This window comes from Stenotrophomonas sp. 05N37, assembly GCF_056397365.1.
In genome coordinates this window covers 1,462,666-1,476,998 of record NZ_JBFTNG010000001.1, presented here as the reverse complement: position 1 = coordinate 1,476,998, position 14,333 = coordinate 1,462,666, and the positions used below count along the sequence as shown (strand labels likewise).

Here is a 14,333-nt window from a genome sequence, read left to right as displayed (position 1 = left end):
AGGGCCTGCGGCATCCGCCAACAGTCACTGCCTGGATCGGGGAACTTCCAGCGTCCGGCCCTTTGTGATGGGCCCCCCCAGGCCCGCCAGAAGACCAGCACCCGGACACCCTGACGGTCTGCGCGGACACGTGTCCGGACAGCGGACACCGCCCTATCCATTGAAAACCCTTTCAAATCAACGCATTAAAGTTGGCACGGCACCTGCTTGGTACTGGCCGGGGCACGTTCGCAAACAGAATGAAACTGACTGGACGCTGAACAAAAGCAAGAAAAGGCAAATTGTTCTTGCAAGCCCCGAATCGGTGTACTACCTTACTACCACACCACTGCCCACCAACACTAAACAGGCCCCGTCATGAACACCAAGACCCTCGCCATTGCCATTGCCCTCGCCGCCGGCACCGCGTTTGCTTCGAACGTGCAGGCCGCCTCCATCGTCACCCTGGACACCGTGCAGGTTCGCCCCTCGGCCGACCAGATCGCCCAGGCCGAGGTCGAGCGCAGCAGCGCCATCCCGACCCTGGCCCTGGTCGAAGTCCGGCCGACTGCCGGCCTGATCGCCGACTACCGCGCCGAACTGGCCGGCAGCCGCCGCGTCACCACGCTGGCCGCCGTCGAAGTGCGCCCGACCGCCGAGCAGTACCAGGCCCTGGCCGCCGAGCAGGTGACCCACCGCGATTACGTGGCCACCCTGACCGCCGCCGCCACCGCCGTCGCCCGCGACGTGATCGTCAACCTGCCGGCCCTGCAGGTGCGTCCGTCGGCTGCCGACCTGCAGGCCCTGGCGCTCGACACCGCTGCCCAGGTGCTGGTCCGCCCGTAACCGGTTGCTGCGGTAACGCGCAGCAGCCGCGTAAACTGCGGCGATGACCGCGCCCACGTTCCACGTCATCCTGTTCCAACCCGAGATCCCGCCGAACACCGGCAATGTGATCCGCCTCTGCGCCAACACCGGCGCGCGGCTGCATTTGATCGAGCCGCTCGGTTTCGACCTGAGCGACAAGCAGCTCAAGCGCGCCGGCCTGGACTATCACGAATACGCTCGACTGCAGGTGCATCCTGACCTGGATACTGCCCTGCAGGCCATCGCACCCAAGCGTCTGTTCGCCCTCAGTACCCGCGGTAGCGTGCGTTACGACACCCAGCAGTTCGACGACGGCGATGCCTTCCTGTTCGGCCCGGAAACCCGCGGCCTGCCCCAGGACCTGCTCGACGCCTTGCCCGACGGCCGACGCCTGCGCCTGCCGATGCAGCCGGACAACCGCAGCCTCAACCTGTCCAACACGGTGGCCGTGGTGATGTACGAGGCATGGCGCCAGAACGGTTTCGCCGGCGGGGCCTGAGCACGCGTACCGACCCGCGGTCGGTACCTGCCGGAGTGCGTAGCCCCTGGCCGTTGCTCAGGAGGCCTTCAAAACGCGTTGATCCCGGTCAGCTCGCGCCCGATCACCAACTGGTGCACGGTCTCGGTGCCTTCATAGGTGATCACCGATTCCAGGTTCAGGGCGTGCCGGATCGCCATGTGCTCGGTGGTGATGCCGGCGCCACCGAGCAGGTCGCGGCATTCGCGCGCGATGTCGATGGCCATGCGGCAGTTGTTCCACTTGGCCAGACTGACCTGCTGCGGCTGCAACTGCCCGGCGTCCTTCAACCGGCCCAGCTGCAGCGCCAGCAACTGCGCGGTGGTGATCCGCCGCGCCATGTCGGCCAGCTTGATCTGCGCGCTCTGCGTGGCCGCCACCGGGCGACCGAACAGCACCCGTTCCTTGGTGTAGTTCAACGCTTCGTCCAGGCAGGCCACCGCCGCACCGATCGGGCCCCAGCTGATGCCATAGCGGGCCTGGTTCAAGCAGCCCAGCGGCCCCTTCAGGCCCTGCACGTTGGGCAGGCGGTTGCGCTCGGGCACGCGCACGTTGTCGAAGAACAGCGCGCCGGTCAGCGACGCGCGCAGGCTCATCTTGTGCTTGATTTCCTGGGTGGTGAAGCCGGGCATGCCTTTTTCCAGCACGAACCCCTGGATGCCGTCCTCGGTGTGCGCCCAGACGATGGCGATGTCGGCCACCGGGCCGCTGGTGATCCACATCTTGCTGCCGTTGACCACCCAGTCGCCGCCGTCGCGCACCGCGCGGGTCTTCATCGCCGCGGGGTCCGAGCCACCATGCGCTTCGGTCAGGCCGAAGCAGCCGATCACCTTGCCGGCGGCCATGTCCGGCAGCCAGCGCGTGCGCTGCTCCTCGCTGCCGTAGGCGAAGATCGGGTACATGCACAGCGAGCTCTGCACCGACACGAAACTGCGCAGGCCTGAATCGCCGCGTTCCAGCTCCTGGCAGATCAGGCCGTAGCTGACCGCGTTGAGCCCGCCACCGCCGTACTGCTCGGGCAGGCTGGAGCCGAGCAGACCGAGGGCGGCGATTTCCGGGATCAACTCGTCGGGAAAGCGGCCCTGGTCGAACGCATCGCCGATGATCGGCAGCACGCGTGCGTCGGTGAAGCGCGCCACCGTGTCCTGCACGGCACGCTCCTCATCGGTGAGCAGGGAGCGGACATCAAACAGGTCGTACGGATTCAGTGACATGGCTACCCGGGCGTGAAGGCGATCAAACAGGCCGCCATTGTGGGCGCTGCACCGTGTCCGGCCAAGGCACGCCGCAGCACGGTCGAGGTGGCGACGCGACCGCAGATGCCACCGGCCCGCACAGGTAGCGCCACGCCATGCGTGGCTGGCGGACACCAGCAACGCCAGACGCCGCAGCAGCCACGCATGGCGTGGCGCTACCCGCGCTCGGGTCACGGGCGCATTGGATTGCTGCGTCGCACCATCGCCGCGCGTGAAGCATGCACTCACGTGACGTCAACGTCGGCGATCTAGGCGGAAACGCCGCGTCCGGCTACCCTGCATACCTGATCCAGTAGTTGCGCCGTCTGCCGCGCGCGCGATTCCCAGGCAACCGCCATCGGCTTGACCGACGGCACTACCCAAGAGTTACGCATCCCCATGAGCGAAGAGACCCCCGCCCTGCCCCCGCGTGAAGCCATGGAGTTCGACGTGGTGATCGTCGGTGCCGGCCCCGCCGGCCTGGCAACCGCCATCCGTCTGCGCCAGCGCGCGATCGAGGCCGGCCGCGAGCTGTCCGTGTGCATCCTGGAGAAGGGCTCCGAACCCGGCGCGCACATCCTGTCCGGCGCGATCATGGACCCGCGCGCGCTGACCGAGCTGTTCCCGGACTGGGCCGAACGCGGCGCACCGCTGAAGCAGAAGGTCACCCGCGACGAGTTCCTGTTCCTCAGCGAGACCGGCGCGCGCGGCACCCCGCATGCGCTGCTGCCGGAGTGCTTCCACAACGACGGCAACTACATCGTTAGCCTCGGCGAGGTCACCCGCTGGCTGGCCCAGCAGGCCGAGGCGCTGGAAGTCTCGATCTTCCCCGGCTTCCCCGCCGCCGAAGTCCTGTACAGCGCCGACGGCGCGGTGATGGGCGTGGCTACCGGCGACATGGGCATCGAGAAGAATGGCCAGCCCGGCCCGAATTTCGAACGCGGCATGGAACTGCATGCCAAGTACACGATCTTCGCCGAAGGCTCGCGCGGCCACCTCGGCCGCCAGTTGATCGCGCGCTACCAGCTCGATGCCGGCAAGGACCCGCAGGCCTACGGCATCGGCATCAAGGAGCTGTGGCAGATCGACCCGGCCAAGCACGAGCCCGGCCTGGTGGTGCATGCCGCCGGCTGGCCGCTGGACAACGCCACCTACGGCGGCGCGTTCCTGTACCACGCCGACGGCGGCAAGGTGTCGATCGGCTATGTGGTCGGCCTGGATTACAAGAACCCGTGGCTGAGCCCGTTCGAGGAGTTCCAGCGCTTCAAGACCCATCCGTCCATCCGCAAGCACCTGGAAGGCGGCAAGCGCATCGGCTACGGCGCCCGCGCGATCACCGCCGGCGGCCTGATGTCGCTGCCCAAGACCGTGTTCCCCGGTGGCGCGCTGGTCGGCTGCGAAGCCGGCTTCCTCAACGTCAGCCGCATCAAGGGCAGCCACGCGGCGATCAAGACCGGCATGCTGGCCGCCGATGCCGCGTTCGATGCGCTCGCCGCCGATCGTCAGCACGACGAGCTGAGCGCCTACCCGGCCGCGTTCGAGGCGAGCTGGCTGCATGACGAACTCAAGCAGTCCCGGAATTTCAAGCAGTGGTTCAAGAAGGGCCAGACCGTGGCCACGCTGATGACCGGCATCGAGCAGTGGCTGCTGCCCAAGCTGGGCATCCGCAACCCGCCGTGGACCCTGCGCCACAGCACGCCGGACCATGCCTGCCTGGAGCCGGCGGACAAGCACGCCAGGATCGTCTATCCCAAGCCCGATGGCGTGCTCACCTTCGACCGGCTCAGCTCGGTGTTCCTGAGCAGCACCAACCACGCCGAGGACCAGCCCAGCCACCTCACGCTCAAGGATGCCAGCGTGCCGGTGCGGATCAACCTGGCCGAATACGCCGGCCCGGAAGCGCGCTACTGCCCGGCCGGGGTCTACGAATTCGTCGGTGCCCAGGGCAGCGAGCAGCTGCAGATCAACGCGCAGAACTGCGTGCACTGCAAGACCTGCGACATCAAGGATCCCACCCAGAACATCGTCTGGGTAACCCCGCAGGGCGGTGGCGGCCCCAACTACACGGGCATGTGAAACACGCGCCTGCGGCCGATGGTCGCAGGCCGATCCCGGCGGCAGTCGGCGCGGCTGGCTATCATCTGCGCCTGTACCGCCGCTACCGGAATGCCCATGTCGTTGCGCCTGATTTGCCTGGTGTCGGCCTGCCTCTGGCTGGCGGCGTGCGCACGTACGCCGCAGACGCCGGCGCAACGGCACGAGCAGCAACTGCAGCGCGCGTTCGCGATCTGTGCCGGTTGCCACACACGCCACGCCGGTGGCGTGCACCGCTTCGGCCCGAACCTGCACGGCGTGATCGGGCGCCGCGCCGGCAGCCTCGCCGACTACCCGTATTCGCCGGCGATGCGCCAGGCGCAGATCACCTGGGATGCACAGACGCTGGACGCCTTCCTGCGCTCGCCCGACAGCGTGGTGCCCGGCTCGCGCATGCGCAATGCCACGGCCGATCCGGAACGGCGGCGGCAGGTGATCGAGTACCTGCAGCAGTCGCGCTGAGCCGCGGCCCGCCTGCTCAGCCGGCCTGCAACGATGCCAGGTAGGCGCGCAGCGCCTGCTCGAAGCCCTCGATGGCGTCGCGGCACGCAGGCACGCCCTCGCGTTCGACCTGCTCCATCAACGTGCGTGCCTGCACGGCCAGCGTGCCGGCCCCGAGCGCGCCCAGCCCCCCTGCCATGCGGTGCAGCGCCTCCGCCGCGGCATGGCTGTCGTCGGCGTCCAGGGCGCTCCGGCTGTGGCGCAGGTCGTCCTCGGTGGCACTGCGCATGCTGTCGATCATGACGTTGGCGACATGCTCGGACCCGAAGCGTTGCACGATCGCGCTGCGGCTTGGCGCCCCGGCCGCAGGCGTGGCGACGGCGGCATCGGCCGCGTGGCGCGGGTCGTGCGCTGCCGCGTCGGCATCCAACCAGCGCAGCAGCGCCTGGCGCAACGTGGCCAGCGCCACCGGTTTGGCCAGCAGGTCATCCATGCCGGCCTCGCGGCAGCGCTGCAGGTCTTCGGCCAGCGCACTGGCCGACAGCGCGATCACCGGCATGCGCGGCCGCCCCTGCGCGCGCTCGTCCTCGCGCATGCGCTTGGTCATCGCGTAGCCATCGAGCACCGGCATGCGGCAATCGGTGATGACCAGGTCGTACGTTCCCTGCTTGAGTAGTTCCAACGCCTCCTGGCCATCGGCGGCCAGCGCGTAGGACAGTCCCAACTGCTGCAGCCGCCAGCGCATCAGCGCCTGGTTGGTGGGATGGTCTTCCACCACCAGCACGCGACGTCGCTGCAGTGCCTCCGGCAACGTCGGCACGCCATCGCCGCCGGTCAGCGCCGCCTCCCCGGGCTCCATCGCCGGCACCACCGGCAACACCAGCCGCACCACCACCTCGGTGCCTTCGCCGGGGACGCTGTGCAGGTCCAGGGCACCGCCCATCAGCGCCACCAGGCGCTGGCAGATGCTCAAGCCCAGGCCGGTGCCGCCGTACTGGCGCGAGGTGGCCACATCGGCCTGGGCGAACGGCATGAACAGGCGCTCGCGTTGTTCCGGGGAAATGCCGATGCCGGTGTCGGCCACGCTCAGGCGCAGCCGTTGCGCGCCCTCGTCGTCCTGTTCCAGCGCCAGCGCGATGGAGACCCTGCCGTGCGCGGTGAACTTGATTGCATTGCTGAGCAGGTTGAACACGATCTGGCGCAGGCGCAGGCCGTCACCCAGGTGCCACGGCGCCACGTCCGCGTCGACCTGCAACTGCAGCTGCAGGCCCTTGGCGGCCGCCTGCGGCGCCAGCAGCTGCTGTACGTTGTCGAGCAGGCTGCGCAGCGCCAGTGGCTGCAGTTCCAGCTGCAGCGCGCCGGCGTCGATGCGCGAGTAGTCCAGGATGTCATCGAGGATGTGCCGCAGCATCTGCGCGGAATCTTCGATCACCGCGATGATGCGCCGCTGCTCGTCGTCCAGCGGCGTATGCGCCAGCACCTCGACCATGCCCAGCACGCCACTCATGGGCGTGCGGATCTCATGGCTCATCGTGGCCAGGAACGCGGACTTGGCCTGCGCGGCCTGCTCGGCGGCGGCCTTGGCCGCGACCAGGGCGTCCGCCTGGGCACGCGCTTCGGTGACATCCACCCAGTAGCCGCTCCACAGCATCTGGCCCTCCTCGGCCGCATAGGGCGTGGCGCGCGACCGCACCCAGCGCGTGCTGCCGTGCGGACGGGTGCGGAACTCCATGTCGAGCACGTCGAAGTCGCGTGCGGCCTGGTCCAGTGCCGCGCGCACGCGCGCGCGGTCCTGGGCCTCGACCCGCTCCATGACCTGCCCCCCATCGGCCATCGCCTCGGCCGCGCTGAGGCCGAACAGCGCCTCCATGTCGCCGGCGATGTAGGGGAAGGAGAACTGCCCGCTGGCATCGCGGCGCGCCTGGTAGACCGTGGCCGGCAGGTTGTCGGTGACCTCGGCGAGGCGCTGCTCCAACCGTCGTCGCATCGACACTTCATTGCGCAGCCGCCAATAGCCCCAGCCGTGCACCAGGAAGGCGGTCAGCAGCACCAGCGCCAGCGGCACGGCCCACCGCGCGATCGAGCGCCAGTCCAGCCCGCTGCGGTATTCGGCGGAGAGCCAGTCGCCGCGGATGGCTTCGTGCTCGCGCGTGCCGAGATTGACCAGCACGCGGTCGAAGGTGGTCGCCAGCGGGGCGTACTCGCGCTTGACGGCCAGCGACAGCCGATCGTTGAGGCCGGCGGGCGCGGTCACGTGCAACTGCGTGGGGTAGGACTCGCGCACGATGCGATCGGCCGTGGCCAGGTTGCCGACGTAGGCGTCGGCATCGCCGCGCGCGAGCCGTGCCAGCGCCTGCTCGCCGCTGCGCGCCGGCACGATGCGTGCGTTGGGCGCGTGCTGCAGGATGAAACCGCGCAGGCGATCGGGATCGGAGACCAGGATGCTGTGCCCGTTGAGGTCGGCCAGGCTCAGTACCGGCGGGCTCTGGCTGCCGACCACGATCACGTTGGGAACGGTGATGAAGGGTTGGCTGAACACCCAGCCCGGCCCCAGGTACGTGGAGTCGTTGGGGATGCCCATGATCGCGTCGACCTCGCCCTTGCGCAGCTGCTCGCGCACCTCGAACCAGTCGTGTGCGGGCACCCGTGTCAGGTGCGCCCCAGCCAGGCTCAACTGGCGCAGGTAGTCGCCGGCCACGCCGCTGGGCTGGCCATCGGCGTCGATGAACGCCAGCGGGGCGGCCTGCGGCGCGAAGCCGAGGCGAAGCGGTTGCGCGAGCACGCGCTTTTCCGCGTTGCCCAGGATCAGCTGCGACCTGCGCGACCACTGCAACGGCTGCAGCCAGCGATCGGCGATCGCCTCACGCTCGGCGCTGGTGAGCCGGGCCAGTGCGCCGTCCAGGGCCTCGGCCAGCGGCTGGCTCGCGTTGGTCACGCCGAAGTGCAGGCGCTCCTGCGGCAGGTCGCTGGGCCGCAGCAGGGAGACCCGCTGCAGCGCCTTGGCGCCGATCAACGTACTGGCCACGTAGGCATTGCCGATATACACATCGGCCTCGTCGCGGCCGACCATGCCCAGCGCTGCCAGGGTATCGGCGGCGTTGATCCGCACCGCCCGCGGAAACCGCGCGCGCACCTGGTCGCTGGTGACGAACTCCCCCTCGGTCACCACGCGCAGGCCCTGCAGGTCCGGGTCGGTCGAGGTGCGGGTGTCGTCCGGGCGCCCGACCACCGCCAACGGTGCCTCGATGTAGGGCTGGGTGTAGACCATGCAGCGGGTACGGTCGGCGGTCAGGGTGACGTTCATCACCACGTCCACCTCGCCCCGGCAGGCCGCGTCGAGCACGGCGGTCCAGCTGGGGTAGGTGCGGACCTCCACGCGCAGCCCCAACCGCGTCGCCAGCAGGCTCAGGTAGTCGTAGCCCAGGCCTTGGGGACGGCCGTTCTGGATGGATTCAAAGGGCGGCCAACCGCTGTCGTAAATGCCCAGGATGATGGTAGGGTGCCGTCCAAGCCATTCACTTTGGCGGGGCGAAAGCGACGCGGTGGTCGCGGGCACATCGGCGCCCATCGCCCACATCGGCATGAATGCAAGGATCAGCAGAACCAGCCAGCGGACAACCGGGGTACGCATGCGGTCTGATCTCCGTAGAATGATGTTTCCACCACGGCACGACCCATGCGGCGTCCGCCTCGGCGACCATACTAATCCATGACCTTGCGCATCATCATCGCCGACGATCATCCGGTGGTCCGTATCGGCACCAAGGCCGTGATCGAATCCAGCGGGGTCGGCACGGTGGTGGCCGAAGCCAGCAGCGCCGACGAACTGTTCGCCGCGCTCGCCCAGCACCCGTGCGACGTACTGGTGACCGACTACTCGATGCCCGGCAGCCAGCAGGCCGACGGGTTCACCATGATCGGCATGATCCGGCGGCGTTTCCCGGACCTGCCGGTCCTGATGCTGAGCGTCTCCAACAACCTGGCGATCCTGCGCATGGTGGTCTCCACCGGCGTGCTGGGCCTGGTCGACAAGACCTCCTCGATGGAAGAGCTGCCCCTGGCCATCCAGACCGTGCAGCACGGCGTGCCGTATATGAGCCGCACCCTGAAGGAACGCATCAATGCCATTGGCACCCACAACGTGGGTGACGTGGGCACCAAGCCGCTGTCACCGCGCGAAGTGGAAGTGCTGCGCCTGCTCGGCAGTGGGCAGACGGTGAAGGAGATCGCCCTGCAGCTGCACAAGAGCGTGAGCACGATCAGCCGCCAGAAGGGCGATGCGATGCTGAAGCTTGGGCTGAAGGGCGATGCCGAGTTGTTCGACTACCTGCGCGACGGCGAAATCTGACGCCCGTCAGCGCATGTACCGGCGCCGGATTCATGCGCAGGTCAGGCTTTTTTCAGCGCCGCTTCATGCGTCCTGCCGCTAGATGAATACGCACGCTGAGCGGTCCACCGGGGTAATGTTCCGGCAATGTCCGGCCCCCAGCGTGGTAGCCAAGGCCGGTGGGCAGGCAGTCGCCACACCTCCCGACCGTGGCAAGCACCTGACAGGAGAACCGAACATGCTCAACATTTCCGCACTCAGCCTTCGTGGACTGGCCATGGCCCTGGCCCTGACCGCCGGCCTGGCCACCATCAGCGACGCCAGCGCCATGTCCCGCAAGGACAAGCGCACCGTGGTGGGCGCGGTGGTGGGCGGCGTGGCCGGCCACCTGATTTCCAACGGCGACCCGACCGCCACCGTGGGCGGTGCCGTCGCCGGCGGCGCGATCGGCAACCTGACCACCCGCGATCGCCATGACAACCGGTATGACCGTCGCTACGACAACCGTCGTTACGATGACCGCCGCCATGACCGTCGCTATGGCTACGACCGCGACCGTCGCCATGACCGCGGCCACCGCGACTGGGATCGCCGACACGGCCGCGGCTGGTAATACCGCCAGCGGTGCCGATGCAGCCGTAGCAGCAGCGGGCGGGTCGATGATCCGCCCGTTCTGCGTTCCGGGCCCCGGCGGTATCGCGCTACCCTAGGCGCCCGGCAGCAGCACCGCCCCCGTCGCACGTCCCGATGAACAACGCTCCCCACCTCGTCCAGGGCCTCAACAACGATGCCGTGGACGCCGACTGGCCGGCGCTCGACGAGGCCGAGATCGGTTGGCTGGCCGGGCAGTACCCGCAGTGGCACGGCCAGGCGCGCCTGCGCTGGCACAGCCCGCGACCGCTGTCGGCGGCCGCCCTGGTGGACACCGGCGCGGGGCAGGTGTTCGTCAAGCGCCACCACGGCAGCGTGCGCAGCGCGGCGACGCTGGCCGAGGAACACCGCTTCATCGCCCACCTCGGTGCAGCGGGCCTGCCGGTGGTGCAGGTGCTGCGCGCGGCCGACGGCAGCACCGCGCTGGCGCACGACGGCTGGACCTACGAAGTGCATACCCTGGGCCGGGGCGAGGACGTGTACCGCGATGCGCCGTCGTGGACGCCGTTGACCGCGATCGCCCAGGCCCACGAGGCCGGCCGCATGCTCGCACGCCTGCACCAGGCGGCCGCCGATTATCACGCGCCCCAACGCGACACCCACCTTCTCGTCGCGCGCGACGACCTGATACGTGCCCGCGACCCGCTGGCCATGATCGCCCACGACCTCGACCAGCGTCCCGGCCTGGCAGCGTATCTCGGCCGGCGCGATTGGCGCGCGGACCTGCAGCGCGCGGTGCTGCCCTGGCATGCCGGCCTGGCCGGCCACCTGCAGGCCGAACCGCGCCTGTGGGCGCACAACGACTGGCACGTCTCCAACCTGCTGTGGCGCGCCGACGGCGAGACGATGGCCGTGGCGAGCGTGCTCGACTTCGGGCTGGCCTCGCCCACCAGTGCCCTGTTCGACCTGGCCACCGCGATCGAGCGCAATGCCATTGCCTGGCTGGAGATCGACCGGCCGGCCCCGGCCGCGCGGCCGGGGATCGCGCTGGCCCTGCTGGCCGGCTATCGCGAGGTGCTGCCCCTGTCGGCCGCGCGCGTGCACCTGCTGGCCGACCTGCTGCCGATCGTGCACCTGGATTTTGCCCTGTCCGAAGTGGAGTACTTCGAGGGCGTCACCGGGTCGCCGGCCAACGCGGACGTGGCCTACCACACCTTCCTGCTCGGCCATGCGGCCTGGTTCCAGGGCCACGACGGGCAGGCCCTTCTCGCGGCGCTGCACGCGGCCGCCTGAACGCCGGCGGGCAGCGCCGCGGCGTTTGTGGTGAAATAGCCCTTGAAGCGGGGGTGCCTGGCGAAGCCAGGCTGAGAGAGTCCCTTGGAACCTGATCCGGTTGATACCGGCGTAGGGAGCTTTGTGCAGTGGGCGCAACGACCGGATGGGTCGGTGCGTGCGCGCCGTCGCTTCGTCTCTTCTGGCTGATGACGAATCGAATGAACCGCTGCTACCGCCCTGCCCTGCTGACCGTCGCCCTGTGTGCCGCCCTGCCGCTGCACGCCCGCGATGCCGCCCCCGACGCCGCCGAACGCTCCCCGACCGACCTTGCCGCCGTGCGCGTGCAGGCCCGGCAACCGGTGGCCGATACCGTCCAGACCAGCAGCTTCGGCAGCGGCGACTGGAAGGACACGCCGGCGTCGCTGACGGTGCTGGACCGCATGCTGCTGGACAGCCGCCAGGTGCGCACGCTGTCCGAACTGGCCAGCAACGATGCTTCGCTGGGCGACAGCTACGCGCCGGTGGGCTACTACCAGAACATCGCGATCCGCGGCTTCCCGCTGGATACCGGCACCGGCTACCGCTTCAACGGCCTGAGCACCACCGGCGAGCAGCGCCTGGCGTTGGAGAACATCCAGCAGGTGGAGATTCTCAAGGGCGAGGCCGGCCTTGCCGCCGGCGTGATGGCGCCCGGCGGCATCATCAACTACGTGGGCAAGCGTCCGGCCGAGGTGCGCACGGTCACCCTGGGCACCGACTCGGAAGGCTCGCGCTATGCGGCGCTGGATGCCGGGCATTGGCTGACCCCGCGCGTCGGCGTGCGCGTGAATGCGGCCTGGGATGGCAGCGAATCGTATATCGAGCACGCCGAGGGCCGTCGCAATTTCTACTCGCTGGCCACCGACTGGCTGATCAGCGACCGCAGCAAGCTCGAGGTGGATGCCAACTACCAGACCAGCGCGCAGCGCTCGGCCTCCGGCTACCAGCTGCTCGGCGCCCGCACCTTGCCGCGCGGCGTGGACCGCGAGCACATGCTGGGCTACCAGCCCTGGCAGCGGCCGGTAGGCATCGACAGCACCAACATCACCGCACTGCATACCTACCAGTTCAATGCGCAGTGGCAGTCGCGGGTGTCGGCCGGCTACAGCCGGTCGGTGATCGATGACAGCGTGGCCTTCGCCTATGGCTGCTACTACGCCGCGCAGTGCGCCGATGGCAGCGTGCCGGGCAACTACTTCGCGCCCGATGGCGACTACGACGTCTACGACTACCGCAGCCCCGACGACACCCGTCGCAACCTGGAAGCACGCGCCGAACTGCGCGGGCGCATCGACACCGGGCGCGTGGGCCACGACCTCAGCATCGGCGCCGATCGTTTCGAGCGCACCATCGACAAGCGCCGCAACGTCAACGAGTACGTCGGCACCGCCAACATCGGCGATGCGCAGATGCCGGTGTTCGCGCCGTCGCCGCTGCAGCCGGGCCCGTCGGTGCGGCGCCTGGACAGCGCACAGACCGCGCTGTTCGCCATGGACCGCATGCAGTTCGGCGAGGACTGGCAATGGCTGGCCGGTGGCCGCTTCGTGCGCCTGGACGAGCGCGCCTTCGACAAGCGCGGCGCGCCGGAACGCCGCAGCCGGCTGTCGCGCTTCCTGCCGCAGACCGCGCTGATCTGGAACGCCACCGACGAAGTGAATGTGTACGCCAGCTACGTGCGCGGCATTTCGCTCGGCCAGGAAGCCCCGTTCTGGACCTCCAACGACGGCGCGTTCCTGGCCCCGGTGCTGTCGCGCCAGACCGAAGTGGGCGTCAAGTACGCCGCGGCCGACGCACTCACCCTGGGCGCGGCCGTGTTCCGCACCTCGCAGCCGTTCCAGTACGCCAGGCCCGACGCCAGCGACGCCGGCTATACCTTCGTCGCCGAAGGCCAGCAGACCCACACCGGCCTGGAGCTGACCGCCAATGGCCGGCTCGCCGAGGGCCTGGTGCTCACTGCCAGCGTCAGCGCGCTGCAGGCGCGCGCGCGCAGCACCGGCACCGCGCTGTATGAGGGCCACCAGCTGGTCAACGTACCCAAGCTGCGCGCCAGCGTGCATGCCGACTACGCGCTGCCCTTCGCCTCCGGTCTGGCGATCACCGGCGGCTGGCGCTACGCGTCTGCGAACGCGGCCACGGTGGACGGCAGCGTGCGCGCGCCGGCCTACCACGTGGTCGACCTCGGCCTGCGCTTCAAGCACGCGCTGGGCGAGCATCCGGTCACCTGGAACCTGTCGGTGGACAACGTGTTCGACCGCTTCTACTGGCGGGATACCGGCAGCAGCGCCGGTGACTATTACCTGTTCGCCGGTGCGCCGCGCCAGGCACGGCTGTCGGTCACGTTCGGGCTATGAACGCCGCGGCGATCCTGGAATGGTCGGCGGTCGTGGCCAGCCTGCTGGGCGTGTGGCTGATGGCACGCCGGCGCATGCTGGCGTGGCCGGTCGGGCTGGTGGCGGTGGCCCTGTACGGGGGCGTGTTCGCCGAGGCCCGGTTGTACTCGGACACCCTGCTGCAGGTCGTGTTCGGCGGCTTCCTGGTGTACGGCTGGCTCAGCTGGCACCGGCACGCGCAGGAGGACGGTGCGATCGTGATCGCACCACTGGCACGGCGCACGCTGCTGCGTGACCTGGCCATCGGCATCGCGTTCGGGCTCGTGCTCGGCGCGGCGATGCATAGCTGGACCGACGCCGCGCTCCCGTGGCTGGATGCGATGCTGGCCGCGCTGAGCCTGGTGGCGCAGTGGTGGCAGGCACGCCGGCACATCGCCACGTGGTGGTTGTGGATCATCGTCGACGTGATCTACGTGGGCATGTACCTGGTCAAGTCGCTGGACGTCACCGCCGGGCTGTACCTGGTGTTCGTCGGGCTGGCGGTGATGGGGCTGCGGGCGTGGACGGCGGCAGGCGCGGGCCAGGCGATGCCCGCCGGTAGCCACCACGGCTGAGGCCGGCCTTTCGGGCGCGCCTGC

The 14,333-nt window shown here is 69.2% G+C and carries 11 protein-coding genes and 1 riboswitch; of the genes, 9 read left to right on the top strand and 2 right to left on the bottom strand.

Annotation, left to right across the window (positions count from 1 at the left end; genetic code table 11):
- Positions 1-357 precede the first annotated feature (357 nt).
- Both AC1DGC_RS06355 and trmL read left to right on the top strand, forming a co-directional pair.
- Positions 358-825, top strand: a complete 468-nt coding sequence (locus AC1DGC_RS06355) for an XAC0231 family protein (RefSeq protein ID WP_259206835.1) — start codon at positions 358-360, stop codon at positions 823-825.
- A 43-nt stretch (positions 826-868) separates the two neighbouring features.
- Positions 869-1,345, top strand: coding sequence for a tRNA (uridine(34)/cytosine(34)/5-carboxymethylaminomethyluridine(34)-2'-O)-methyltransferase TrmL (trmL, locus tag AC1DGC_RS06350; RefSeq protein WP_259206837.1), 477 nt, complete (start codon positions 869-871; stop codon positions 1,343-1,345).
- Between the two features lie 68 nt (positions 1,346-1,413).
- Here the strand turns inward: trmL and AC1DGC_RS06345 are convergent, their stop codons facing one another.
- Positions 1,414-2,577, bottom strand: coding sequence for an acyl-CoA dehydrogenase family protein (locus tag AC1DGC_RS06345; RefSeq protein ID WP_259206838.1), 1,164 nt, complete (start codon positions 2,575-2,577; stop codon positions 1,414-1,416).
- Between the two features lie 420 nt (positions 2,578-2,997).
- Here AC1DGC_RS06345 and AC1DGC_RS06340 point away from each other — a divergent pair, with 420 nt between their 5' ends.
- Positions 2,998-4,674, top strand: coding sequence for an electron transfer flavoprotein-ubiquinone oxidoreductase (locus tag AC1DGC_RS06340; protein WP_259206839.1), 1,677 nt, complete (start codon positions 2,998-3,000; stop codon positions 4,672-4,674).
- A 96-nt stretch (positions 4,675-4,770) separates the two neighbouring features.
- On the top strand, positions 4,771-5,154 hold the full coding sequence (locus tag AC1DGC_RS06335; protein WP_259206840.1) for a c-type cytochrome: 384 nt from the start codon (positions 4,771-4,773) through the stop codon (positions 5,152-5,154).
- A 16-nt stretch (positions 5,155-5,170) separates the two neighbouring features.
- Here AC1DGC_RS06335 and AC1DGC_RS06330 read toward each other — a convergent pair whose 3' ends face one another.
- Entirely contained in the window at positions 5,171-8,764 is a 3,594-nt protein-coding gene (locus AC1DGC_RS06330) for an ATP-binding protein (protein WP_478047451.1), read from the bottom strand.
- 78 nt (positions 8,765-8,842) lie between these two features.
- Between AC1DGC_RS06330 and AC1DGC_RS06325 the strand changes: the two genes are divergently transcribed.
- The 5 genes from AC1DGC_RS06325 (at position 8,843) to pnuC (ending at position 14,309) form a co-directional block, all read left to right on the top strand.
- A complete protein-coding gene (locus AC1DGC_RS06325) occupies positions 8,843-9,481 on the top strand; it encodes a response regulator (protein WP_478047450.1) in 639 nt (212 codons plus the stop codon).
- A 217-nt stretch (positions 9,482-9,698) separates the two neighbouring features.
- Positions 9,699-10,073, top strand: coding sequence for a glycine zipper 2TM domain-containing protein (locus tag AC1DGC_RS06320; RefSeq protein WP_259206844.1), 375 nt, complete (start codon positions 9,699-9,701; stop codon positions 10,071-10,073).
- A gap of 134 nt (positions 10,074-10,207) precedes the next feature.
- Positions 10,208-11,344 carry a phosphotransferase enzyme family protein gene (locus AC1DGC_RS06315; RefSeq protein ID WP_478047449.1) on the top strand — a complete coding sequence of 379 codons (1,137 nt, stop codon included), beginning with the start codon at positions 10,208-10,210 and terminating at the stop codon, positions 11,342-11,344.
- Positions 11,345-11,383: 39 nt separating this feature from the next.
- A riboswitch (TPP riboswitch) is annotated at positions 11,384-11,479 on the top strand.
- Positions 11,480-11,544: 65 nt separating this feature from the next.
- Positions 11,545-13,716: a TonB-dependent siderophore receptor gene (locus AC1DGC_RS06310; protein WP_478047448.1), complete on the top strand. Its 2,172-nt coding sequence runs from the start codon at positions 11,545-11,547 to the stop codon at positions 13,714-13,716.
- On the top strand, positions 13,713-14,309 hold the full coding sequence (pnuC, locus tag AC1DGC_RS06305) for a nicotinamide riboside transporter PnuC (RefSeq protein ID WP_478047447.1): 597 nt from the start codon (positions 13,713-13,715) through the stop codon (positions 14,307-14,309). The genes AC1DGC_RS06310 and pnuC overlap by 4 nt, the downstream gene beginning before the upstream one ends.
- The last annotated feature ends 24 nt before the right edge of the window (positions 14,310-14,333 follow it).